Genomic DNA, 20,983 nt, shown 5'->3' with positions numbered 1-20,983 from the left:
TTAGTCAAAATTACCCTTTAAGGGTAATTTCAGGGACAGGGTTTTGGTTTCTTATGGAAAAGAACACACCCCATTACGAGCTGGCGGTGGTGAAGCAAGAGGTCATCAGGCTGGGCGCCAAAGCCTTTACCGGTAGCGCGATGAGCTCGGGCAAGGGCATGGGGTTAAACCTCAAACATATGCAGCAAGCCATCTGCTCGCTGGATCGCCGGATGTTCTACAAGTCCATGGCTTGCTACACCAGCCACCGAAACTGGCAGGACGTTTACCACATCGGATTACACGATTTGGAGTTGTACATAAAAATCACCTACTGCCCCAACGGCGGTCCTCCCGTGATCTCTTTCAAGGAGAAGAATCTATGAATACACGGCAATGCATGAGCTGTGGTACTCAAGAGGCGATGCAACATTTCGAACGTCGCAGTTTGACTGTCGACTACAAGAACGTTTCACGTTGGGTGCACGACATTGCAGGTTGGGAATGCAAAGCCTGTGGCGAGATCATTTTCGATAACGATACTGACAGCGCCGAACGATATTCCGACGCCGGCGATAAATTGCTCGAAGAGTGCTTCCAGGTGATGGGCGCCGAGATGAAACGCATCCGCCGCAAATTGCACCTCACGCAAAAAGAAGCAGTGAAATTGCTATCCGGTGGAGGTCACAACGCTTTTTCCCGCTACGAACGCGGCGAGCTTCCACCGCCTCAACCCTTGTTCAATCTTATGCGCCTGCTGGATCGTCACCCTCACCTGCTCGCCGAAATACACGCGATCAACGATGGCACTGACTTGCGGCGGTTGCTGGCCGCGCACTTCCCGGAACAGGAAACAGCACAGGTGTGATGACAAAAACCCAGGTAAAAATAAACCCGGAACTCAGTCCGGGTTTATTTCACTGCCAAGCGTCGATCAATGCAAAATCTGGCTCAAGAACAGCTTGGTCCGATCATTTTGCGGGTTGTCGAAGAAGTCGTTCGGCGCAGCCTGTTCAACGATTTCGCCCTTGTCCATGAAGATCACGCGGTTGGCCACGGTACGGGCGAAGCCCATTTCGTGGGTCACGCAGAGCATGGTCATGCCGTCTTCGGCCAGGCCGATCATGGTGTCCAATACCTCTTTCACCATTTCCGGATCGAGGGCGGACGTCGGTTCGTCGAACAGCATGATTTTCGGTTTCATGCACAGCGCGCGAGCGATCGCCACACGCTGTTGCTGACCGCCGGACAACTGCCCCGGGTACTTGTGCGCCTGCTCCGGAATGCGTACGCGTTCCAGGTAGTGCATGGCGATTTCCTCGGCCTTGCGCTTGGGCATCTTGCGTACCCACATCGGCGCCAGGGTGCAGTTCTGCAGGATGGTCAGGTGCGGGAACAGGTTGAAGTGCTGGAACACCATGCCGACTTCGCGACGGATCGCTTCGATCTGCTTGAGGTCGTTGGTCAGTTCCACGCCGTCGACCACGATACGACCCTGCTGGTGTTCTTCCAGACGGTTGAGGCAGCGGATGGTGGTGGACTTGCCGGAACCCGACGGCCCGCACAGTACGATACGCTCGCCCTGCTTGACGTTGAGGTTGATGTCCTTGAGTACGTGAAACTGGCCGTACCACTTGTTCACGCCCTGCATCTGAATAATGCCTTCAGGGCTTACAGGCTGTTTGATTGCTTCGCTCATCACAAAACTTCCTAAATTGGGTAGCGCCTTAGCGCTTGTGGCCAGTGTCGAGCTTGCGTTCCAGATGCATGGAATAGCGCGACATACCAAAACAGAAAATCCAGAACACCAGGGCCGCGAACACGTAGCCTTCGGTGGCCATGCCCAGCCACTTCGGATCGGCAGCCGCTTGCTTGACGCTGTTGAGCAGGTCGAACAAGCCGATGATGATCACCAGGCTGGTGTCCTTGAACAGTGCAATGAACGTGTTGACGATACCGGGGATCACCAGCTTCAGGGCTTGCGGCAGAATCACCAGGCCCATGCTGCGCCAGTAACCCAGGCCCATCGCCGCGGCCGCTTCGTACTGACCTTTAGGGATCGCTTGCAGACCGCCGCGCACCACTTCGGCCACATAGGCCGACTGGAACAGGATCACGCCGATCAACGCCCGCAGCAGTTTGTCGAAGTTCATGCCTTCAGGCAGGAACAACGGCAACATCACCGAGGACATGAACAGCACCGTGATCAGCGGCACGCCGCGCCAGAATTCGATGAAGGTCACGCAGACCACACGAATCGCCGGCATGTTCGAACGACGGCCGAGTGCCAGGACAATCCCCAGCGGTAACGCACCGGCGATACCGACGGTAGCGATCACCAGGGTCAGCATCAGGCCGCCCCACTGGCTGGTCGCCACTTGGGCCAGGCCGAAAACGCCACCGTGCAGCAGGCACCAGGAAATGATCGGGTACAGCACCAGGAAGCTCAGGCCGTACACCGCTTTACGCGGGAAGCGCGAGATGAACAACGGTGCCACGCCGATGACCGCCAGCCACACGGTCAGGTCAACGCGCCAGCGCATTTCCGGCGGATAGTAGCCGTACATGAACTGACCGAAACGCTGCTGGATGAACACCCAGCAGGCGCCCTCCTTGGTGCAGTCGGCCTGGCTGGTGCCGACCCAGTTGGCGTCGATGATCGCCCACTGCAGGATCGGCGGAACCACCAGGTAGATCAGGTAGAACGCGAACAGGGTCAGCAGGGTGTTGAGCCAGCTGGAGAACATGTTCGCGCGCATCCACGCCACCACACCGATGCTGCTGCTCGGTGGAGGCATGTCAGGTTTGAAAGTATGAGTACTCATGCGCTTTTCCTTACCGCTCGATCAGCGCAATGCGCTTGTTGTACCAGTTCATCAGCAGGGAAATGCTGATACTGATCGCCAGGTACACGCTCATGGTGATGGCAATCACCTCGATCGCCTGACCGGTCTGGTTCAGTACCGTGCCGGCAAACAGCGACACCATCTCCGGATAACCGATACCGGCCGCCAGCGAGGAGTTCTTCGCCAGGTTCAGGTATTGGCTGGTCAGCGGTGGAATGATCACGCGCAGGGCTTGCGGGATGATCACCTTGCGCAGGGTCGGACCGTTACGCAGGCCGAGGGAATGCGCCGCTTCGGTCTGGCCGTGGCTGACCGACTTGATGCCCGAGCGCACGATTTCGGCGATGAACGCCGCGGTGTAAACGGTCAGGGCCAGGGTCAAGGCCAGCAGTTCCGGGATCAACACCCAGCCACCGACAAAGTTGAAGCCCTTGAGCTCCGGCTTTTCCCAGTGCACCGGTGCACCGAAAATCAGCGCGCACAGCGTCGGGATCACCAGGAACAACGCCAGGCCGACCCAGAACTTGTGGAACGGCACGCCGGTGGCTTCGAAGCGCTTGTTGGCCCAGCGGCACATCAGCACGATGGCAACGATGGCCACCACGACGCTGACGGCAAACGCCCAGAAACCGTCGGCCATCAGCGCGGCCGGCATGTTCAGGCCACGGCTGCTGACGAAGAAGGTGTCGCCGAAGTTATGGCTGTTGCGCGGCCCTGGCATGGTCAGGAATACCGCGAAGTACCAGAACAGGATCTGCAGCAGCGGCGGAATGTTACGGAAGACTTCCACATACACTGTCGCCACTTTGGCGATGATCCAGTTCTTCGACAGCCGCGCCACACCGACGATGAAGCCAAGGATCGTCGCCAGGATCACGCCGATGAAGGTCACCAGCAGGGTATTGAGCAGGCCGATGACAAACACCCGGGCATAGCTGTCCGCTTCGGTGTAGTCGATCAGATGTTGAGCGATGCCGAAACCGGCACTGCGCTCCAGAAAGTCGAAACCGGAGGTAATGCCCCGGTGTTGCAAGTTGGTCTGGGTGTTATCGAACAGATACCAGCCCAGCGAGACCACCCCGATAATCGTGATGATCTGGAATACCCACGCACGCACTCGTGGATCGCTGAGGCTGAGCCTCTGCTTTGGTGCGCCGATTGAATTTTGCATGAAGTGCCCCGGAAATAATGGAACAGAACATCACCCGGTGGTTGGCCCACCGGGTGATAGAACCATCAGCGCACTGGTGGTGCGTATTGAATGCCGCCAGCGTTCCACAAGGCGTTCAGCCCGCGGTCGATTTCCAGCGGAGTGTTCTTGCCGAGGTTTTTCTCGAACACTTCACCGTAGTTGCCGACTTGCTTGACGATCTGTACGACCCAGTCTTTCTTCACTTTCAGGTCTTTGCCGTATTCACCGTCGGTACCCAGCAGACGAGCAACGTCCGGGTTCTTGGTGGCCTTGGCTTCAGCTTCGACGTTTTTCGAAGTGATACCGGCTTCTTCAGCGTTGAGCATGGCGTAGCCAGTCCAGCGCACGATCGCCAGCCACTCGTCGTCGCCATTACGTACGACCGGGCCCAGAGGTTCTTTGGAAATGGTTTCCGGCAGAACCACGTAGTCCTTCGGCGAGGCCAGCTTGCTGCGCTGGGCGAACAGCTGGGACTTGTCGGAGGTCAGCACGTCGCAACGACCGGATTCCAGCGACTTGGCGCTTTCGTCGGAGGTGTCGAAAGTGATCGGGGTGTATTTCAGACCGTTGCCGCGGAAGTAGTCGGAAACGTTCAGCTCGGTGGTGGTACCGGCCTGGATGCAGATGGTTGCACCGTCCAGTTCCTTGGCACTCTTCACGCCCAGCTTGTTGTTAACCAGGAAGCCGATGCCGTCGTAGTAGGTGATGAAACCCGGGAATTTCAGACCCATGCCCGCGTCACGGGAGCTGGTCATGGTGGTGTTGCGCGACAGAATGTCGATTTCGCCGGACTGCAGCGCGGTGAAGCGCTCCTTGGCGTTCAACTGGCTGAACTTGACCTTGGTCGCGTCGCCAAAAACGGCAGCGGCTACAGCGCGGCAGTAGTCAGCATCGATACCGACGATCTTGCCGGTGGCATCTGGAACCGAGAAACCAGGCAGGCCATCGCTGACGCCGCACTGTACGAAACCTTTTTTCTGCACTGCATCCAGGGTCGCGCCCGCCTGAGCGAACCCACTGACGCCGAGTACTGCGGCTGCAGTCACGACGGCCAGGGTGGATTTCAACATCTTCATTCAAACCTCCAGTTTTGCTCTTGTTGTGTCGGAGCGTGAGTCCAAGTCGCACCCTTTTGAGGCGTTGTTGACCCGTGTTGGCTTTTTTTGGGGTCAACCGACGTAAGGACCGTAGCCATGAGTCTAGTAGGAGAAAATCCACATAACGGACAACTCACTTCTCACCAATCGGCCGAACGGGCTGTAGCCCTTTCACGTTCGCGAAGCCCGTAGCGGCCACTGGCGAACATCCATCACCGGATTTTTGCTATCCCGCGGTCAGCAGTACACTGATAGTGTTACCGCCGGGCGCGAGATAGGTTGCACCGCTTCCCCATAGCAAAGCCCGTACCACACCGGTCGCTAAAGCGGTTAAGCGACAGGTCAATAGCAAAACTTGTACCCTTGCGACATCTTCGTAACTGATCAACCAGACGCGCACCCAGACCTCGCACTGAATAAGAGCGCACGCACAATATTGGAGCAGCCATGACCGAGCCCTTGATCCTTCAACCCGTCAAGCCCGCAGACGCCTGCGTGATCTGGCTGCACGGCCTGGGCGCCGATCGCTATGACTTCCTGCCGGTGGCCGAAGCCCTGCAGGAAACGTTGCTGAGCACGCGCTTCGTTCTGCCTCAGGCACCGACCTGCGCCGTCACTATTAATGGTGGCTACGAGATGCCGAGCTGGTACGACATATTGGCCATGAGCCCGGCCCGTGCGATCAACCGTGAACAGCTGGAAGCGTCGGCCCAAAGAATCATCAAGTTGATCGAGGACCAGCGAGCCACCGGAATAGACGCATCGCGCATTTTTCTGGCCGGTTTTTCCCAGGGCGGCGCCGTGGTGTTTCACACCGCCTTCCTGAAATGGCAGGGGCCATTGGGTGGCGTACTTGCCCTCTCCACCTATGCCCCGACATTCAGCGATGAGCTGGAATTGTCCGCCAGCCAGCAGCGCATTCCGGTGCTGTGCCTGCATGGCCAGTACGACGACGTGGTGCAGAATTCGATGGGCCGCAGTGCGTACGAGTATTTGAAGCACCATGGTGTCACCGTGACATGGCAGGAATACCCAATGGGCCACGAAGTGTTACCCGAAGAGATTCGCGACATCGGTGCCTGGCTTGTCGAGCGCTTGCGCTGAGTACTTTTTTTGCTTTTCTTGATTAAAAGAGCCCTTTGATCCATCCCACTACGCCGCGCCCGATTCTTGCATTACACTGGCCGGCGTACATTCCTTAACCAATTGATGAGATGACCGTGCTCAAAGCACTCAAAAAAATGTTCGGTAAAAGCGAGACTGAGCAACTCGCGCCAGTCCCCAGCGCTCCGTCTCACACCCCCAGCAACCGCACCGACGGTAATCAACCTGGCCGGACCGCCCCTGTAGCGGCACCGAAACACGAGCCCCGGAACCCAGCGGCTGCCCAGCCAGTCGCGCCAGCCGCCGCCGAGCAACCGCATAGCGAAACACCGAAACCTGCCAAACCGCGTCGTGAACCCAAGCCCAAGGCGCCGGTCATCCCCTGGAAACTCGAAGACTTTGTCGTCGAACCCCAGGAAGGCAAAACCCGCTTCCACGATTTCAAACTCGCCCCTGAACTGATGCACGCCATCCAGGACCTGGGCTTCCCGTACTGCACGCCGATCCAGGCGCAGGTGCTGGGCTTCACCCTCGCTGGCAAAGACGCCATCGGCCGCGCCCAGACCGGCACCGGCAAAACTGCCGCGTTCCTGATCTCGATCATCACCCAGTTGCTGCAAACCCCGCCGCCGAAAGAGCGTTACATGGGTGAGCCGCGGGCTTTGATCATCGCCCCGACCCGCGAACTGGTGGTACAGATCGCCAAAGACGCCGCCGACCTGACCAAATACACCGGCCTCAACGTCATGACGTTCGTGGGCGGCATGGACTTCGACAAGCAACTCAAGCACCTCGAAGCCCGCCACTGCGACATTCTCGTCGCCACCCCGGGCCGCCTGCTGGACTTCAACCAGCGCGGCGATGTGCACCTGGACATGGTCGAAGTGATGGTGCTCGACGAAGCCGACCGTATGCTCGACATGGGCTTCATCCCGCAAGTGCGTCAGATCATTCGTCAGACGCCGCCGAAGGCCGAGCGCCAAACGCTGCTGTTCTCCGCGACCTTCACCGAAGACGTGATGAACCTGGCCAAGCAATGGACCACCGATCCTGCGATCGTCGAAATCGAAGTCACCAACGTGGCCAGCGAAAACGTCGAGCAGCACATTTATGCGGTGGCCGGTGCCGACAAATACAAACTGCTCTACAACCTGGTTAACGACAACGGTTGGGAGCGGGTGATCGTCTTTGCCAACCGCAAGGATGAAGTGCGACGCATCGAAGAACGCCTGGTGCGCGACGGCATCAACGCCGCGCAGCTGTCCGGCGACGTGCCGCAACACAAGCGCATCAAGACCCTGGAAGGTTTCCGCGAAGGCAAGATCCGTGTACTGGTCGCCACCGACGTGGCCGGTCGCGGTATTCACATCGACGGCATCAGCCATGTGATCAACTTCACCCTGCCTGAAGTCCCGGACGATTACGTGCACCGCATCGGTCGTACCGGGCGCGCCGGTGCCGATGGCGTGTCCATCAGTTTTGCCGGTGAAGACGACTCCTACCAGCTGCCGTCCATCGAGGCGCTGCTGGGCAAGAAGATCAGCTGTGAAACTCCACCGACGCATCTGTTGCGGGCGGTTGAACGCAAACGTCCGTAACGGACCCTTTGCAAAAAGGCGCAGCCGGAAACGGACTGCGCTTTTTTTTCGTCCGGTTTTTTTCAACAGGAGCTTGCCGGCGATAACTAAAAGTCCATAATAGACAAATTAGTTTATATCCGCATCCGGAGCCGACCATGTCCAGTACGCCTCATGTGATTGACCAAGCCCAGGCCCGCGAACTGCTGGCGCAGGTTGATGTGCCGCAGATCCTGCGCAAACTGTTTCGCGACCTGGCTGCCGGACATGCCGTGCAACCGGCGCAGCAGTTGGTGGAATTCCCGCAGGGCGCGGGCGACTTCATCAACTATTTGGGCGTGCTGGCGCAGGACGGTGTCTATGGGGTCAAGACGTCGCCGTACATCGTGCGCGAACAGGGGCCGCTGGTGACTGCATGGACGCTGCTGATGTCGATGCAGACCGGCCAGCCATTGCTGCTGTGTGATGCCGGCGAACTGACCACGGCGCGCACCGCCGCGACGACCGTTGTGGCAGTCGATGCACTTGCGCCCCTGAACGCGACTCGCCTGACGATCATCGGCAGCGGCAAGGTTGCACAAGCGCACCTGCATTACGTGAAAAACCTGCGCAATTGGGAAAGTATCAGCCTGTATTCGCCAAGCTTGAGTGACGATGCGCAAACCGTGAGCCTGCTGAAAAGCATCGAGCCACGCCTGAACATCGTCGAGAGCCGCGAAGCCGCCGTTACAGACGCCGATGTGATCATGCTTTGCACCTCGTCCGCCGGCCCGGTGATCGATCCGGCCAACCTGAGCAAACCGGCGCTGATCACCTCGATCAGCACCAACGCGCCTCGCGCCCACGAAGTGCCGCCGCAGAGCCTCAATGACATGCAGGTGTTCTGCGACTATCGCCTGACCACCCCGGGTTCGGCCGGTGAAATGCTGATCGCCAGCGAGCAGCATGGCTGGGACAAGAGCACGATCGTGGGTGACCTGGCGGATCTGCTCAGCGACAAAGTCCAGCGCCCTGCGTACGACCGCCATGTGTTCTTCCGCTCGATCGGCCTGGGCCTGGAAGACATCGCACTGGCCAATGCCATCTTTCGCCTGCTGCCCTAACAATACGAAACCTGTAGGAGCTGGCTTGCCAGCGATCCAGACGCCGCGGTCCATCAGATGAACCGCAGCGATGCCATCGCCAGCGAGCCGGCTCCTACAGGGATAACCGATAACAGGAGATTCTCATGAGCCAGGCAGACTTCATCATCATCGGCGGCGGGATCGCCGGCGCTTCCACCGGTTTCTGGCTGTCGCAGCACGGGCGCGTGGTGGTACTCGAACGCGAATCCCATCCGGCCTACCACTCCACCGGACGCTCCGCCGCACTGTTTACCGCAGCCTACGGCACCCCGCAGGTTCGTGCCTTGACCCAGGCCAGCCGCGACTTTTTCGACGCCCCGCCCAGCGGTTTCTGCGAGCACCCGCTGCTGACTCCACGCGGCGAAATGACCGTGGACTTCACCGGTGATGCGGCCGAATTGAACAATCAATACCTGAGCGCCCAAGCGACGGTCCCGGAGATGCAATTGCTCAGCGCCGAAGAAGCCTGTGCGCGCCTGCCAATCCTGCGCCGGGAAAAAGTCCACGGCGCAATCTACGACCCGACCGCCAGCGACATCGACACCGACGCCCTGCATCAAGGCTATCTGCGCGGTATCCGTCGCAACAAAAGCGAAGTGCATACCGACTGCGAGGTACAGAGCCTCAGCCGTGACACCGAAGGTGTCTGGCAGGTACAGAGCAGCACCGGAACCTTCAGCGCGCCGATCATCATCAACGCGGCGGGCGCCTGGGCCGACAAGATCGGCGAAATGGCCGGAGCCCGGCCACTGGGACTGCAACCCAAGCGGCGCGCGGCGTTCATCTTCGCCGGCCCCGAAGGCGTGGACATTCATCATTGGCCAACGCTGGTCAGCCTCGACGAATCCTTCTACATGAAACCCGATGCAGGGATGTTCCTCGGCTCGCCGGCCAACGCCGACCCGGTGGAGCCCCACGACGTGCAGCCTGAAGAACTGGACATCGCCATGGGCATTTACCAGATCGAAGAGGCCACGACCCTGACCATCCGCCGCCCGACCCGCACCTGGGCCGGCCTGCGCAGCTTCGTCAGCGACGGCGACTTGCTGTCCGGTTTCGATCCACAGGTGCCAGGGCTGTTCTGGGTCGCGGCACAGGGTGGCTACGGCATCCAGACTTCACCGGCCATGGGTCAGGCCAGCGCGGCGCTGGTACGCGGTGAAGCGCTGCCCGAGCAACTCACCCGCTTCGGTCTGAGTGCCAAGATGCTCTCCCCTGCCCGCCTGGGCTGATCTTCGCCCTCAGGTGACGCGCCGCCACGATTGCGGCACACTTTCAGAGCCCCGTTTTTCGGGGCGCTGATGCTGCCCGGAGCCCCAACGCATGAACGCCCCCGAAATAGATCCGCCCCTGATCGATGCACCCCTGGATAACTTCCGGGCGATCGCCGATGCCATCGCCACGTTGTTTTTTCCTCACGCCGAGGTCGTGCTGCATGACTTGCGCACGCAGAAGGTCGACTACATCGCCAACAACCTGTCGAAACGGGAAATCGGTGACGACTCGGCGCTGGAAGACATGCTCAGCGACGACGTCAGCGAACGAAACATCGGGCCGTACGAAAAGTTGAATTGGGATGGTCAGAAGATTCGCAGCCTGAGCACGGTGCTACGCGACAGCGAAGGTCATCCGCTGGCCGTGCTGTGCATCAACCTGAACATTTCGCTGTTCGAAAATGCCAAGGCCGCGCTGGACCTGTTCCTGTCGCCGAGCAAACTGATTCCGCAACCGGACTCACTGTTTCGCGATGACTGGCAGGAGAGAATTAACACGTTCCTGCATGCCTGGCTGCGCGAGCGCCAGCTGAGCCTGAATCTGCTGACCCGCGATCACAAGCGTGAACTGGTGCTGGCGTTGCACGCCGAAGGCGCGTTCAAGGGCAAGAGCGCGTCGAACTACGTGGCCAATGTCCTGAACATGGGCCGGGCGACGGTGTACAAGCATTTGAAGGAGTTGAAGGGCTAGGCCCTGAGATTTGTATTGTTTGATCTGGCCTCATCGCGGGCAAGCCCGCTCCTACAATGGATCGGTGTAACCCGTACCCTGTAGGAGCGGGCCCGCGATTGCGGACGGTCAGTCGCCGTAGATGTCGGACTTGAAATACTTCTCGGAAATCTTCTGATACTCGCCATTCGCCCGAATGCTATCGATGGCCGTATTCAACTGGCTGACCAACTCCGCATTTCCCTTGCGCACCGCAATCCCGGCACCCTCGCCCACGTATTTAGGGTCCTTCAGCTCCGGCCCGACAAACGCATAGCCCTTGCCACGCGGCATCGACAGGAAGTCATTGAGCGGAATGGTGTCGGCAAAAATCGCATCGAGCCGACCGGCCGCCAGGTCCATGTAGATTTCTTCGTTGTTGCCGTAACGCTTGACGTTAATGCCCTTGGGCTCGAACACCTCGGTGGCATAACGGTCAGTGGTGGTGGCGCGCTGCACGCCAATCGTCTTGCCCTTGAGGCTGGCGTACTGGTCATCCACAACCGCGCCTTCCTTCATCACCAGTCGCGAGGAAGTGAAGTAGTACTTGTGGGTGAAATCCACCGACTTCTTGCGGTCTTCGTTGATGGTCATGGACGACAGCGCCATGTCGATTTTCTTCACCTTCAAGGAAGGAATCAGACCGTCGAACTCACCTTCTACCCACACACACTTGACCTGCATCTGCGCGCACAGGGCGTTGCCGATGTCGTAGTCGAAACCAACGATTTCACCTTTATCGGTTTTCGAGGCAAATGGTGGATACGCCGCTTCGATACCGATGCGCAGGGTTTTCTCGGCGGCAAAAACAGAGCTGCACGCCAACAGGCTCAAGGCCAGACCGGTGATGAGGGGAAACTTCTTCATGTTCGTTCTCTCGCGGGTTGTTGTTGGTTTGGCAAGACAGAAGAAAGAGCTGGAACGGGGGAAAGCCTTTATTGTACTTATAATTCCATACTGGACTTTTATGTATGGAACGTCAATCGGGCAAATGCTGCCCGTGCCGGCCGATGGTCGGGTGGGGAATCACCAAGATTTTTAGTGGTGCAGATGACGCCATCGCCAGCAGGCTGGCTCCCACAAGGAGTTGCGATGTACACAACACCTGTGGGAGCTAGCCTGCTAGCGATGGCTGACTAAAGAACGCCGCAGAAACTACTGCTTCCAGCGATCCGCCGCTGCATGATCGCTGTCACGCCCTTCCACCCAACGCGGGCCGTCGCTGGTGTTTTCTTTCTTCCAGAACGGAGCGCGGGTTTTCAGGTAGTCCATGACAAAGGCGCAGGCATCGAATGCTGCCTGGCGATGGGCACTGGCGGCGCCAACGAAGACGATCGGCTCACCCGGCTCCAGGGCGCCAATGCGGTGCAACACTTCCAGCTTGAGCAACGGCCAGCGTTGCTCAGCTTCGAGGGCGATCTTGCCGAGGGCTTTTTCGGTCATGCCCGGATAGTGCTCGAGAAACATCCCGGCGACATCGAGTCCGTCATTGAAGTCGCGCACGTAGCCAACAAAACTCACCACCGCGCCGACACCGACATTGGCGTCGTGCATGGCATTGACTTCGGCACCCGGATCGAACGCCGTGGATTGCACGCGAATGGCCATGGCTCAGCCCCCGGTCACGGTCGGAAAAAACGCCACTTCGTCGCCGTCGCTGACCGGTTCGTCGAGTTGGCACAGGTCTTCATTACGCGCGCACATCAGATTCTGCTCGCTCAACACCTCGGCGCCATCGCGCTGGGCCAACAACACCCGCACATCGTCCACCGTGGCGAAGTTGCCTTCGACCTTCACCGAATCCACGCCCAATGCTTCGCGATAACGGGCAAAAAATTTCACCGTGATGTTCATGACGGGTCCGCCTGGAAATGCCCGCTCTTGCCGCCGACTTTCTCCAGCAAGCGCACGCTTTCAATGGTCATACCGCGGTCCACGGCCTTGCACATGTCATAGATGGTCAGCGCCGCGACGCTGGCGGCAGTCAGGGCTTCCATCTCGACCCCGGTCTGCCCGGACAGTTTGCAGCGCGCCACAATGCGCACGCTGTCGTCGCCTTCGGCACTGAGTTCGACCTTCACACCCGTGAGCATCAACGGGTGGCACAGCGGAATCAAATCACTGGTTTTCTTTGCGGCCTGAATGCCGGCAATACGCGCCACGGCAAACACATCGCCCTTGGGGTGACTGCCACTGACGATCATCTGCAGGGTTTCGGGGAGCATGCGCACCAGCGCTTGGGCCGTCGCTTCGCGGAACGTCACGGCTTTTTCGGTGACGTCGACCATGTTGGCGCGACCTTGGGAATCGAGATGAGTCAGCACGGGATTACTCCTGATCAGGAGCATCGATTGTAAACCTGCGGGTCAATTTTCCGCACGTTTGATTATCGGGTCACCACAGGGTTATGTGTTGGGCATCAAAAAACCGGGCGGCCTTTTGGGCCGCCCGGTTTTGTCTGAAGCAATTACAGATGCGATTCGGCGTATTCGGCCAGGATCGAACGTGGCACCCCTTGCAGGGTGATGTGCACCCCGTTCGGGAAGTCCTTGAAGCGTTCAGTGAGGTAGGTCAGCCCGGAGCTGGTCGCGGACAGGTAAGGGGTGTCGATCTGTGCCAGGTTGCCCAGGCACACCACTTTGGAACCGGCGCCGGCACGGGTGATGATGGTTTTCATCTGGTGCGGCGTGAGGTTCTGGCATTCATCGATCAGGATCAGACTCTGCTGGAAGCTGCGGCCTCGAATGTAGTTGAGGGATTTGAACTGCAACGGCACTTTGCTGAGGATGTAGTCGACGCTGCCATGGGTGCTTTCGTCATCCATGTGCAGGGCTTCGAGGTTGTCGGTGATGGCGCCCAGCCAAGGCTCCATTTTTTCCGCTTCGGTGCCGGGCAGGAAACCGATCTCCTGGTCCAGGCCCTGCACGCTGCGGGTGGCGATGATCCGGCGATAGCGCTTGCTGACCATGGTCTGCTCAATCGCCGCGGCCAGGGCCAGAATGGTTTTACCGGAACCGGCGGCACCGGACAGGTTGACCAGGTGGATATCCGGATCAAGCAAGGCGTACAGCGCCAGGCTCTGATAGATGTCCCGCGGCTTGAGGCCCCAGGCTTCCTGGTGCAGCAATGGCTCCTGATGCAGATCCAGAATCAGCAGCTTGTCTTCCTCGATCTCCTTGATCCAGCCGACGAAACCTTGCTCGTCGATAATGAACTCGTTGATGTGCACGGCCGGCAGGTTGTCGATCAGTTGCACCTGATGCCAGGTGCGACCGTGATCCTGACGGGTTTCGACCTTGCTCACACGGTCCCAGAAGGAGCCGGTCATGTTGTGGTAACCGTTGGGCAGCAACGAAACGTCGTCAACCAGTTGGTCGGTGCTGTAGTCCTCGGCCGCGATCCCGCACGCCCGGGCCTTGAGGCGCATGTTGATGTCTTTGGTCACCAGCACCACGGGCAATTTTGGATCGCGCGCGTGCAGGTCGATCAACTGATTGATGATGATGTTGTCGTTCAGGTGCTCGGGCAGAATGATGTTCGGCTCGGCACGCTTGCTCATCAGAATTGACAGCAAACCTTTCGGCCCGCCCTTGCCCCGCTGGATCGGTACTCCCTGCTCAACGTCCTCGGGTGAGGCATCGCCCAGGGTCTTGTCGATCAGCCGGATGGCCTGACGGCATTCGGCGGCAACGCTGTGATGGCCACTTTTGAGCTTGTCCAGCTCTTCCAGCACGGTCATCGGGATGGCGACGTGGTGTTCTTCGAAGTTGAGCAGTGCGTTTGGATCGTGAATCAATACGTTGGTATCGAGTACATAAAGGATTGGCTGGTTGGAAGAAGAGCTACGTCCGTGATCATCCATACTCGGTCACCTTTGTGGGAGCCAGTCGACGCAATACCTTGGCGGTGCTGCGCCTCGAAGGGCCGCCGAATCTCACCTGCGGAGACTCAAGTGACTGCATACAAACGGAGTCTTGGGAGACGCCACCTGTGTTGCAGGTTTCGGCGGTCTGTCTTCGTAATACTCCAAAACACATGACAGAAAAAAGCACTTTGACGCTTTTTTGAAGTTTATTTTGCAGATTGACCAATAGCACTTGGCGGACTGCCATCACCCGTTTACAGTCGGAGATCAACCTGCAACGAATTCGCTCCCAAAATCGCCCTTTGCCCAATGTTTACGGGCTTTTGTGGTTTTCAGCGAAACCCGCTCTGACAGTCCTCCCAACCGATCCCGCTTTGCGACGTTTGCGTCATCAGCCAAGGCAGCGCCGTTTTCACGCCGTCCTGCTTCACATTGAAATCGATCACACCATGACGCCACAGCAGCATCAAGGTCAGTACCCGTTGCGCGCTCTGACTGGCCTTGAGTTTGCCGGCGCCGTCTTGTGCGTCGATATCCCATAGTGCCACCTGCAAGCCCTGGCCCTCGAAGAAACCTTCGGCATCGGAGCGACGCTGGCCATCGGGCGGGCGAAACAGCGGCACATAGTTTTCCGGCAGCTTGCTCTTGATCAGCTCGACGCTGCGCCGCACTGAATCCTGCCAGTCCTGCCAGTGGCTGTGGGAACGAAATTCCCAGCCTTGCACACCCACACACTGGGCCGAGTAAGTTGACTGCAGGCTGGCCACCGAGCGCTCCGTCAGGCGCGCCTGGATGTCCTTGCCGAGCACGAAGAACGTGCCGCTCATGTTTGCCTTGCGCAGGAATTCGCTGACCCAGGCCGTGTTATCCGGTAGCGCATTCGCGGCACTGTCGAAAGTCAGTAGAAAAAGCCGGTCATGCATCGCCTCGCCGTTGCGCTCATAGTCGCCAAAACGATCGACTTCACTGCTGGTCTGCGGGAACAGCGCAGCCTTGCGCAGTTGTTCGTCCAGATACTGGCTATGGAACAGGCGGCTCGGTTCGGCCCAGCGGATGTAATAGCTGTCTTCGCTGATCTGGAATTTGCCGGCCTGTTCACGCAGGGTCGGCATGTCCTCGACCAGAAAACAGAAGGACGCATCCTGATCGCAGCTCTGCTGGGCGAAGTTGTAGTTGGCCAGCAAGCGTTGCCACAGGCGTTGGCGAACCCTGTTGATCGACTCCATGTTGATCGTGCGCAGCCCCAAGCGCTGGGCCAGCGCCGGTTCGTCCAGGGATTCGCTGGCCAGCAGCACGCGGGCAAACATGAGGATTTCCGCGCGCGAGGCGACATCGAATAGCGTCGGGTTGCCGAGTTGTTCCGGCCAGGTGCTGCGATCGAGCGTGGCCACGTCCCCCGGTGCCGCCATGGCACCGAAGCTCAACAGCCAGGCCGATAATAGAAAAACGATGCGCAATGGGATGTCTCCATAACAAAACCCGCGCGGCACTATAGCCGATCCGACCGCAACTCCCGCAGCCACGCCGAACTCATTGTGGCAAACCACCGATCACCTATCACCTTGATAGCTGGAGTCATCGGGAACAACCCCCTAGAATCGCCGCCACGATTAAAGGAGACGACTTCATGCTGATGGTGATTTCCCCCGCCAAGACCCTCGACTACGAAACACCGCCGGCGACGCAGCGCTTCACCCAGCCGCAGTATCTGGATCACTCCCAGGAACTGATCATGCAGTTGCGTGACCTGACGCCGGCGCAGATCAGCGAGTTGATGCACGTCTCCGACAAAATCGGCGGTCTCAACGCAGCCCGCTTCGGCAGCTGGACGCCCGCCTTCACCCCGGAAAACGCCAAGCAGGCATTGCTGGCCTTCAAGGGCGACGTGTACACCGGGCTGAATGCGCAAACCTTCAGCGAAGCCGATTTCGATTACGCCCAGCAACACCTGCGCATGCTGTCCGGCCTGTACGGCTTGCTGCGTCCGCTGGACCTGATGCAACCGTATCGTCTGGAAATGGGCACCAAACTGGCCAATGCCCGCGGCAAGGACCTGTATGCCTTCTGGGGCACGCGGATCAGTGAATGGCTGAACGAATCCCTGGCCGATCAGGGTGATGACGTGCTGCTCAACCTCGCGTCCAACGAGTATTTCTCGGCGGTCAAACGCAACGCCCTGAACGCGCGCATCATCAATACCGAGTTCAAGGACCTCAAGAACGGTCAGTACAAGATCATCAGCTTCTACGCAAAAAAGGCCCGGGGCATGATGAGCCGCTTCGTTATAGAAGAACGCATCAACGACCCGGCTGCGCTTAAAGCGTTTGATGTGCAGGGCTACCGCTACAGTGCCGAGCAGTCGAAACCGGACAGCCTGGTGTTCCTGCGCGATCACGCACCAGAGTGATGCAACTGCACTGCGCATGAGGAAGAACCCCTCGTGCGCGGCTCACCTGATCGTCCGACAATCCCTCTCCAGATTGCCAGTCTATTGACGTCAAAAAACCATCGATCATTTATCTAACGTTAGTTTCACTCGACATCAATCATTTTTTTACGTAGTGGCACTGACTTTTTTTAACAGTAGTGGCACAAAAATATCCCTCTCGACGATCCGCCTATATATAAAGGGCGAAACGGCAAGTGCTATCAAAATGAAAGCAGTGCCATCTTTCTCAATATTTCAAAAAATTTCAGATTTGGCGATGGGCGGACTGGAACTATGTCCAAATGCACCGCTCATACCACCGGTAACGATTCTCGCCGAGGTTGTACGAGATAACTTACGCAGAGAAGTGATTCATGTAGCAAAGTTGTAATACAAACTTTAGCTAACTAATCCCTGATTTGGACAACATCGAACGGACAGGAGATAACGCATTAACACTATCCCCTACAAGGCCATGGCCGCGCCCCTATAAACGTGCTCACCCGAGCACCCAACCGCTTGATCCACGGGCCTTACGCCTGACATCAAGCGCGCAGAACCAGTGCACGAACATTCTCTGGAAAAGAGGATTGGCTGCATAACGGGGCAAGTCATAACAACAAGGCCTAGTTGCGCACACCTTGAGTGCACTTATTTAGACACTCGGAACTTATATGCCAGCACACGGCAATGTCGCGCCTGTAAGCCGCACTTCCGAGTGCACTATGACCGCTGAACACCATTAACTCCGGCCATGTAATGGCTTGATAAAACACAGAGGTAATTGCGATGCGCATCAGCATATTTGGTTTGGGTTACGTTGGCGCAGTATGTGCCGGTTGCCTGTCTGCACGGGGCCATGACGTCGTTGGCGTCGATGTTGCCAAAGACAAGATCGATATGATCAACGCCGGCAAATCGCCCATCGTTGAACCAGGCCTGGGTGAACTCCTGGCGCAAGGTATCCAGACGGGTCGCCTGCGTGGCACCACCAACTTCGCCGAGGCGATTCGCGACACCGATCTGTCGATGATCTGCGTCGGCACGCCGAGCAAGAAGAACGGCGACCTGGAACTGAACTACATCGAAGCCGTGTGCCGCGAAATCGGTTTTGTCCTGCGTGACAAATCCACTCGCCACACCATCGTGGTTCGCAGCACCGTGCTGCCGGGTACGGTCGCAAACGTTGTCATCCCGATTCTCGAAGATTGCTCCGGCAAGAAGGCCGGCGTCGATTTCGGCGTTGCCGTAAACCCTGAGTTCCTGCGCGAAAGCACCGCCATCGCCGACTACGACCTGCCGCCAATGACCGTCATCGGTGAGTTCGACAAGGCTTCGGGCGACGTTCTGCAATCGCTGTACGAAGAACTCGACGCGCCGATCATCCGCAAGGACATCGCCGTTGCCGAAATGATTAAGTACACCTGCAACGTTTGGCACGCCACCAAGGTGACCTTCGCCAACGAGATCGGCAACATCGCCAAGGCTGTCGGCGTCGACGGTCGTGAAGTGATGGATGTGGTCTGCCAGGACAAGACCCTGAACCTGTCCCAGTACTACATGCGCCCAGGTTTCGCATTCGGTGGCTCCTGCCTGCCGAAAGACGTGCGTGCCCTGACCTACCGCGCAGGCTCCCTGGACGTGGAAGCGCCGCTGCTCAACTCGCTGATGCGCAGTAACGAGTCCCAGGTGCAGAACGCCTTCGACATCGTCGAAAGCCACGACAAACGCAAAGTCGCCCTGCTGGGCCTGAGCTTCAAGGCCGGTACCGACGACCTGCGCGAGAGCCCGCTGGTTGATCTGGCGGAAATGCTGATCGGTAAAGGTTTCGACCTGCGCATCTACGACAGCAACGTCGAGTACGCCCGTGTCCACGGCGCGAACAAGGACTACATCGAGTCGAAGATCCCCCACGTTTCATCGTTGCTCAACGCTGACTTCGACGACGTGATCAACAACTCCGACGTGATCATCCTCGGCAACCGTGACGAGAAATTCCGCGCCCTGGTGCAGAACGTTCCTCATGGCAAGCAAGTGATCGACCTGGTCGGCTTCATGTCCAAGGCCACCAGCGTATCGGGCCGGACTGAAGGCATTTGCTGGTAACCGGCAGGTTGTAAGCGCTTCGCGCTGATCGCCGGCAAGCCGGCTCCCACAGGATCACCGCAAACCTGTAGGAGCTGGCTTGCCAGCGATGGCGCTCCTGAGATCGCCATCGCCGGCAAGCCGGCTCCTACAGAGGGGCGCGAGGCTTTCAACTGACTTTAGGATTCCGATTATGCACAGGCTAAAGCACGGCCTACTCCAGGCCGCCGGTTGGCTGTTTTATCTAAGTTTACTGATGGGCATCGCCATGGTGTTGCCTGCGTCCACGTTCGACTCCGAGTCGAAGGACTTCATTTTCCTGATCGGTATCGTCGGTATCTGGCGCTACTCGATGGGTGCCACGCACTTCCTGCGCGGCATGCTGTTTCTGTACGTGGTCTACCCGCACCTGCGGCGCAAAGTGCGCAAGCTGGGCAAAGCGGCGGACCCGTCCCACGTCTTCCTGATGGTCACCAGTTTCCGTATCGACGCCCTGACCACCGCACAGGTCTACAGCTCGGTCATTCGCGAAGCGATGGAATGCGGCCTGCCAACCACCGTGGTCTGCTCCATCGTGGAAATGTCCGATGAGTTGCTGGTGAAAAGCCTGTGGAAGCGGATGAACCCGCCAGCGCACGTGAAACTCGACTTCGTGCGCATTCCCGGCACCGGCAAGCGCGATGGCCTGGCCTACGGTTTCCGCGCCATCTCCCGTCACCTGCCGGATGACCGTGCAGTCGTTGCGGTGATCGATGGCGATACCGTGCTCGCCGAAGGTGTCGTGCGCAAGACCGTGCCGTGGTTCCAGCTGTTCGGCAACGTCGGCGGCCTGACGACCAACGAGTTCTGCGAAGTACGTGGCGGCTACATCATGAGCGAATGGCACAAGCTGCGTTTCGCCCAGCGTCACATCAACATGTGCTCGATGGCCCTGTCCAAGCGCGTGCTGACCATGACCGGACGCATGTCGGTATTCCGCGCCTCCGTGGTGACCAACCCGGAGTTCATCGCCGACGTGGAAAGCGACTCGCTGCAACACTGGCGACTGGGCCGCTTCAAGTTCTTGACCGGTGACGACAAGTCGAGCTGGTTCAGCCTGATGCGCCTGGGCTACGACACGTTCTACGTGCCGGACGCGGCGATCCACACCGTGGAGCACCCGCCCGAGAAGAGCTTCATCAAGGCCAGCCGCAAACTGATGTTCCGCTGGTACGGCAACAACCTGCGGCAGAACTCCCGCGCCCTCGGCCTGGGGATCAAGCGCCTCGGCGCCTTCACCTCGGTGGTGCTGTTCGATCAGCGCGTATCGATGTGGACTTCGCTGCTGGGCCTGACCGTAGCGATCATCGCCAGCTTCAAGTACGGCACCGCGTTCATCCTGGTGTACCTGCTGTGGATCGGCATCACCCGCCTGATCCTGACCCTGCTGCTGTCCTGCTCCGGTCACCGGATCGGCCCGGCCTACCCGGCGATTCTCTATTACAACCAGATCGTCGGTGCGCTGGTGAAGATCTACGTGTTCTTCCGTCTCGACCAACAGTCCTGGACTCGCCAGCCCACTTCCCTGACCCGTGATCTCGCCAGCTTTCAACGTTGGTTCAACACCTGGTCGTCTCGGACCATGACCTTCTCCGCCGGCAGCATTTTTGTCGCCGTGCTGCTGATGATGGTCTGACCGCCCCCTTATTGAATTAACAAGGAAA

20 protein-coding genes are annotated in these 20,983 nt (G+C 58.6%); 10 read left to right on the top strand and 10 right to left on the bottom strand.

Annotated elements, in window-relative coordinates; translation table 11 throughout:
- The first annotated feature begins 53 nt into the window (after window positions 1-53).
- Both KHO07_RS05330 and KHO07_RS05325 read left to right on the top strand, forming a co-directional pair.
- Window positions 54-365, top strand: coding sequence for a type II toxin-antitoxin system MqsR family toxin (locus tag KHO07_RS05330; protein ID WP_212626634.1), 312 nt, complete (start codon window positions 54-56; stop codon window positions 363-365).
- Complete coding sequence (locus KHO07_RS05325) at window positions 362-847, top strand: type II toxin-antitoxin system MqsA family antitoxin (RefSeq protein ID WP_212626633.1); 486 nt, start codon at window positions 362-364, stop codon at window positions 845-847. The genes KHO07_RS05330 and KHO07_RS05325 overlap by 4 nt, the downstream gene beginning before the upstream one ends.
- A 66-nt stretch (window positions 848-913) precedes the next feature.
- Here KHO07_RS05325 and KHO07_RS05320 read toward each other — a convergent pair whose 3' ends face one another.
- The 4 genes from KHO07_RS05320 to KHO07_RS05305 form a co-directional block, all read right to left on the bottom strand.
- Complete coding sequence (locus tag KHO07_RS05320; protein ID WP_003178331.1) at window positions 914-1,678, bottom strand: amino acid ABC transporter ATP-binding protein; 765 nt, start codon at window positions 1,676-1,678, stop codon at window positions 914-916.
- A gap of 28 nt (window positions 1,679-1,706) precedes the next feature.
- A complete protein-coding gene (locus tag KHO07_RS05315; protein WP_150733817.1) occupies window positions 1,707-2,804 on the bottom strand; it encodes an amino acid ABC transporter permease in 1,098 nt (365 codons plus the stop codon).
- 10 nt (window positions 2,805-2,814) lie between these two features.
- Window positions 2,815-3,996, bottom strand: a complete 1,182-nt coding sequence (locus KHO07_RS05310) for an amino acid ABC transporter permease (RefSeq protein ID WP_212626632.1) — start codon at window positions 3,994-3,996, stop codon at window positions 2,815-2,817.
- A gap of 65 nt (window positions 3,997-4,061) precedes the next feature.
- Window positions 4,062-5,093, bottom strand: coding sequence for an amino acid ABC transporter substrate-binding protein (locus KHO07_RS05305; protein WP_075945576.1), 1,032 nt, complete (start codon window positions 5,091-5,093; stop codon window positions 4,062-4,064).
- A 468-nt stretch (window positions 5,094-5,561) separates the two neighbouring features.
- Between KHO07_RS05305 and KHO07_RS05300 the strand changes: the two genes are divergently transcribed.
- From KHO07_RS05300 to KHO07_RS05280, 5 genes are all read left to right on the top strand, one after another.
- Window positions 5,562-6,218 (top strand): alpha/beta hydrolase, encoded by a 657-nt coding sequence (locus KHO07_RS05300; protein ID WP_150733820.1) that lies wholly within the window; start codon window positions 5,562-5,564, stop codon window positions 6,216-6,218.
- 110 nt (window positions 6,219-6,328) lie between these two features.
- Window positions 6,329-7,816 (top strand): ATP-dependent RNA helicase RhlB, encoded by a 1,488-nt coding sequence (gene rhlB, locus KHO07_RS05295; RefSeq protein WP_212626631.1) that lies wholly within the window; start codon window positions 6,329-6,331, stop codon window positions 7,814-7,816.
- Between the two features lie 137 nt (window positions 7,817-7,953).
- Window positions 7,954-8,898 (top strand): ornithine cyclodeaminase family protein, encoded by a 945-nt coding sequence (locus tag KHO07_RS05290; protein ID WP_212626630.1) that lies wholly within the window; start codon window positions 7,954-7,956, stop codon window positions 8,896-8,898.
- A gap of 125 nt (window positions 8,899-9,023) precedes the next feature.
- A complete protein-coding gene (locus KHO07_RS05285) occupies window positions 9,024-10,151 on the top strand; it encodes an FAD-binding oxidoreductase (RefSeq protein WP_212626629.1) in 1,128 nt (375 codons plus the stop codon).
- Between the two features lie 91 nt (window positions 10,152-10,242).
- Window positions 10,243-10,884 carry a transcriptional regulator gene (locus KHO07_RS05280; RefSeq protein ID WP_212626628.1) on the top strand — a complete coding sequence of 214 codons (642 nt, stop codon included), beginning with the start codon at window positions 10,243-10,245 and terminating at the stop codon, window positions 10,882-10,884.
- Window positions 10,885-10,992: 108 nt separating this feature from the next.
- On the opposite strand, the gene KHO07_RS05275 is transcribed toward KHO07_RS05280, so the two are convergent.
- The 6 genes from KHO07_RS05275 to KHO07_RS05250 all read right to left on the bottom strand — a co-directional run bounded on the left by KHO07_RS05275 (window position 10,993) and on the right by KHO07_RS05250 (window position 16,224).
- Window positions 10,993-11,769 carry an ABC transporter substrate-binding protein gene (locus KHO07_RS05275; RefSeq protein WP_212626627.1) on the bottom strand — a complete coding sequence of 259 codons (777 nt, stop codon included), beginning with the start codon at window positions 11,767-11,769 and terminating at the stop codon, window positions 10,993-10,995.
- A 288-nt stretch (window positions 11,770-12,057) separates the two neighbouring features.
- Window positions 12,058-12,510: a molybdopterin synthase catalytic subunit MoaE gene (moaE, locus tag KHO07_RS05270; RefSeq protein ID WP_150733826.1), complete on the bottom strand. Its 453-nt coding sequence runs from the start codon at window positions 12,508-12,510 to the stop codon at window positions 12,058-12,060.
- 3 nt (window positions 12,511-12,513) lie between these two features.
- The gene (moaD, locus tag KHO07_RS05265) at window positions 12,514-12,756 is read right to left on the bottom strand and encodes a molybdopterin converting factor subunit 1 (RefSeq protein ID WP_150702912.1); all 243 of its coding nucleotides are present in this window, start codon (window positions 12,754-12,756) and stop codon (window positions 12,514-12,516) included.
- Window positions 12,753-13,226, bottom strand: a complete 474-nt coding sequence (gene moaC / locus KHO07_RS05260) for a cyclic pyranopterin monophosphate synthase MoaC (protein ID WP_212626626.1) — start codon at window positions 13,224-13,226, stop codon at window positions 12,753-12,755. Before moaC ends, moaD begins: the two co-directional genes overlap by 4 nt.
- A 143-nt stretch (window positions 13,227-13,369) precedes the next feature.
- Window positions 13,370-14,764: a PhoH family protein gene (locus KHO07_RS05255; protein WP_075945585.1), complete on the bottom strand. Its 1,395-nt coding sequence runs from the start codon at window positions 14,762-14,764 to the stop codon at window positions 13,370-13,372.
- A 335-nt stretch (window positions 14,765-15,099) separates the two neighbouring features.
- Window positions 15,100-16,224, bottom strand: a complete 1,125-nt coding sequence (locus KHO07_RS05250; RefSeq protein WP_212626625.1) for a polysaccharide deacetylase family protein — start codon at window positions 16,222-16,224, stop codon at window positions 15,100-15,102.
- Between the two features lie 170 nt (window positions 16,225-16,394).
- Here KHO07_RS05250 and yaaA point away from each other — a divergent pair, with 170 nt between their 5' ends.
- From yaaA to alg8, 3 genes are all read left to right on the top strand, one after another.
- A complete protein-coding gene (yaaA, locus tag KHO07_RS05245; protein ID WP_212626624.1) occupies window positions 16,395-17,174 on the top strand; it encodes a peroxide stress protein YaaA in 780 nt (259 codons plus the stop codon).
- An 810-nt stretch (window positions 17,175-17,984) separates the two neighbouring features.
- On the top strand, window positions 17,985-19,301 hold the full coding sequence (locus tag KHO07_RS05240) for a nucleotide sugar dehydrogenase (RefSeq protein WP_150733829.1): 1,317 nt from the start codon (window positions 17,985-17,987) through the stop codon (window positions 19,299-19,301).
- A gap of 169 nt (window positions 19,302-19,470) precedes the next feature.
- The gene (gene alg8, locus KHO07_RS05235; RefSeq protein ID WP_191635235.1) at window positions 19,471-20,955 is read left to right on the top strand and encodes a mannuronan synthase; all 1,485 of its coding nucleotides are present in this window, start codon (window positions 19,471-19,473) and stop codon (window positions 20,953-20,955) included.
- Window positions 20,956-20,983: the final 28 nt, after the last annotated feature.

The organism is Pseudomonas sp. PP3 (genome assembly GCF_905336995.1).
In the GTDB taxonomy this organism is placed as follows: Bacteria; Pseudomonadota; Gammaproteobacteria; order Pseudomonadales; family Pseudomonadaceae; genus Aquipseudomonas; species Aquipseudomonas reinekei.
Note: the sequence above shows the minus strand (reverse complement) of the source record. Positions and strands in the feature narration are given on the sequence as shown.

Bases quoted from the DNA above. Each gene is read 5' to 3' on its own strand.
- KHO07_RS05325 (WP_212626633.1), top strand. From the start codon at position 362: ATGAATACACGGCAATGCATGAGCTGTGGTACTCAAGAGGCGATGCAA.
- KHO07_RS05240 (WP_150733829.1), top strand. From the start codon at position 17,985: ATGCGCATCAGCATATTTGGTTTGGGTTACGTTGGCGCAGTATGTGCC.
- moaE (WP_150733826.1), bottom strand. From the start codon at position 12,510: ATGGCCATTCGCGTGCAATCCACGGCGTTCGATCCGGGTGCCGAAGTC.
- moaD (WP_150702912.1), bottom strand. From the start codon at position 12,756: ATGAACATCACGGTGAAATTTTTTGCCCGTTATCGCGAAGCATTGGGC.
- KHO07_RS05300 (WP_150733820.1), top strand. From the start codon at position 5,562: ATGACCGAGCCCTTGATCCTTCAACCCGTCAAGCCCGCAGACGCCTGC.
- KHO07_RS05310 (WP_212626632.1), bottom strand. From the start codon at position 3,996: ATGCAAAATTCAATCGGCGCACCAAAGCAGAGGCTCAGCCTCAGCGAT.
- KHO07_RS05290 (WP_212626630.1), top strand. From the start codon at position 7,954: ATGTCCAGTACGCCTCATGTGATTGACCAAGCCCAGGCCCGCGAACTG.
- KHO07_RS05320 (WP_003178331.1), bottom strand. From the start codon at position 1,678: ATGAGCGAAGCAATCAAACAGCCTGTAAGCCCTGAAGGCATTATTCAG.
- KHO07_RS05330 (WP_212626634.1), top strand. From the start codon at position 54: ATGGAAAAGAACACACCCCATTACGAGCTGGCGGTGGTGAAGCAAGAG.
- KHO07_RS05285 (WP_212626629.1), top strand. From the start codon at position 9,024: ATGAGCCAGGCAGACTTCATCATCATCGGCGGCGGGATCGCCGGCGCT.
- yaaA (WP_212626624.1), top strand. From the start codon at position 16,395: ATGCTGATGGTGATTTCCCCCGCCAAGACCCTCGACTACGAAACACCG.
- KHO07_RS05255 (WP_075945585.1), bottom strand. From the start codon at position 14,764: ATGGATGATCACGGACGTAGCTCTTCTTCCAACCAGCCAATCCTTTAT.
- KHO07_RS05315 (WP_150733817.1), bottom strand. From the start codon at position 2,804: ATGAGTACTCATACTTTCAAACCTGACATGCCTCCACCGAGCAGCAGC.
- KHO07_RS05280 (WP_212626628.1), top strand. From the start codon at position 10,243: ATGAACGCCCCCGAAATAGATCCGCCCCTGATCGATGCACCCCTGGAT.
- KHO07_RS05275 (WP_212626627.1), bottom strand. From the start codon at position 11,769: ATGAAGAAGTTTCCCCTCATCACCGGTCTGGCCTTGAGCCTGTTGGCG.
- rhlB (WP_212626631.1), top strand. From the start codon at position 6,329: ATGACCGTGCTCAAAGCACTCAAAAAAATGTTCGGTAAAAGCGAGACT.
- KHO07_RS05305 (WP_075945576.1), bottom strand. From the start codon at position 5,093: ATGAAGATGTTGAAATCCACCCTGGCCGTCGTGACTGCAGCCGCAGTA.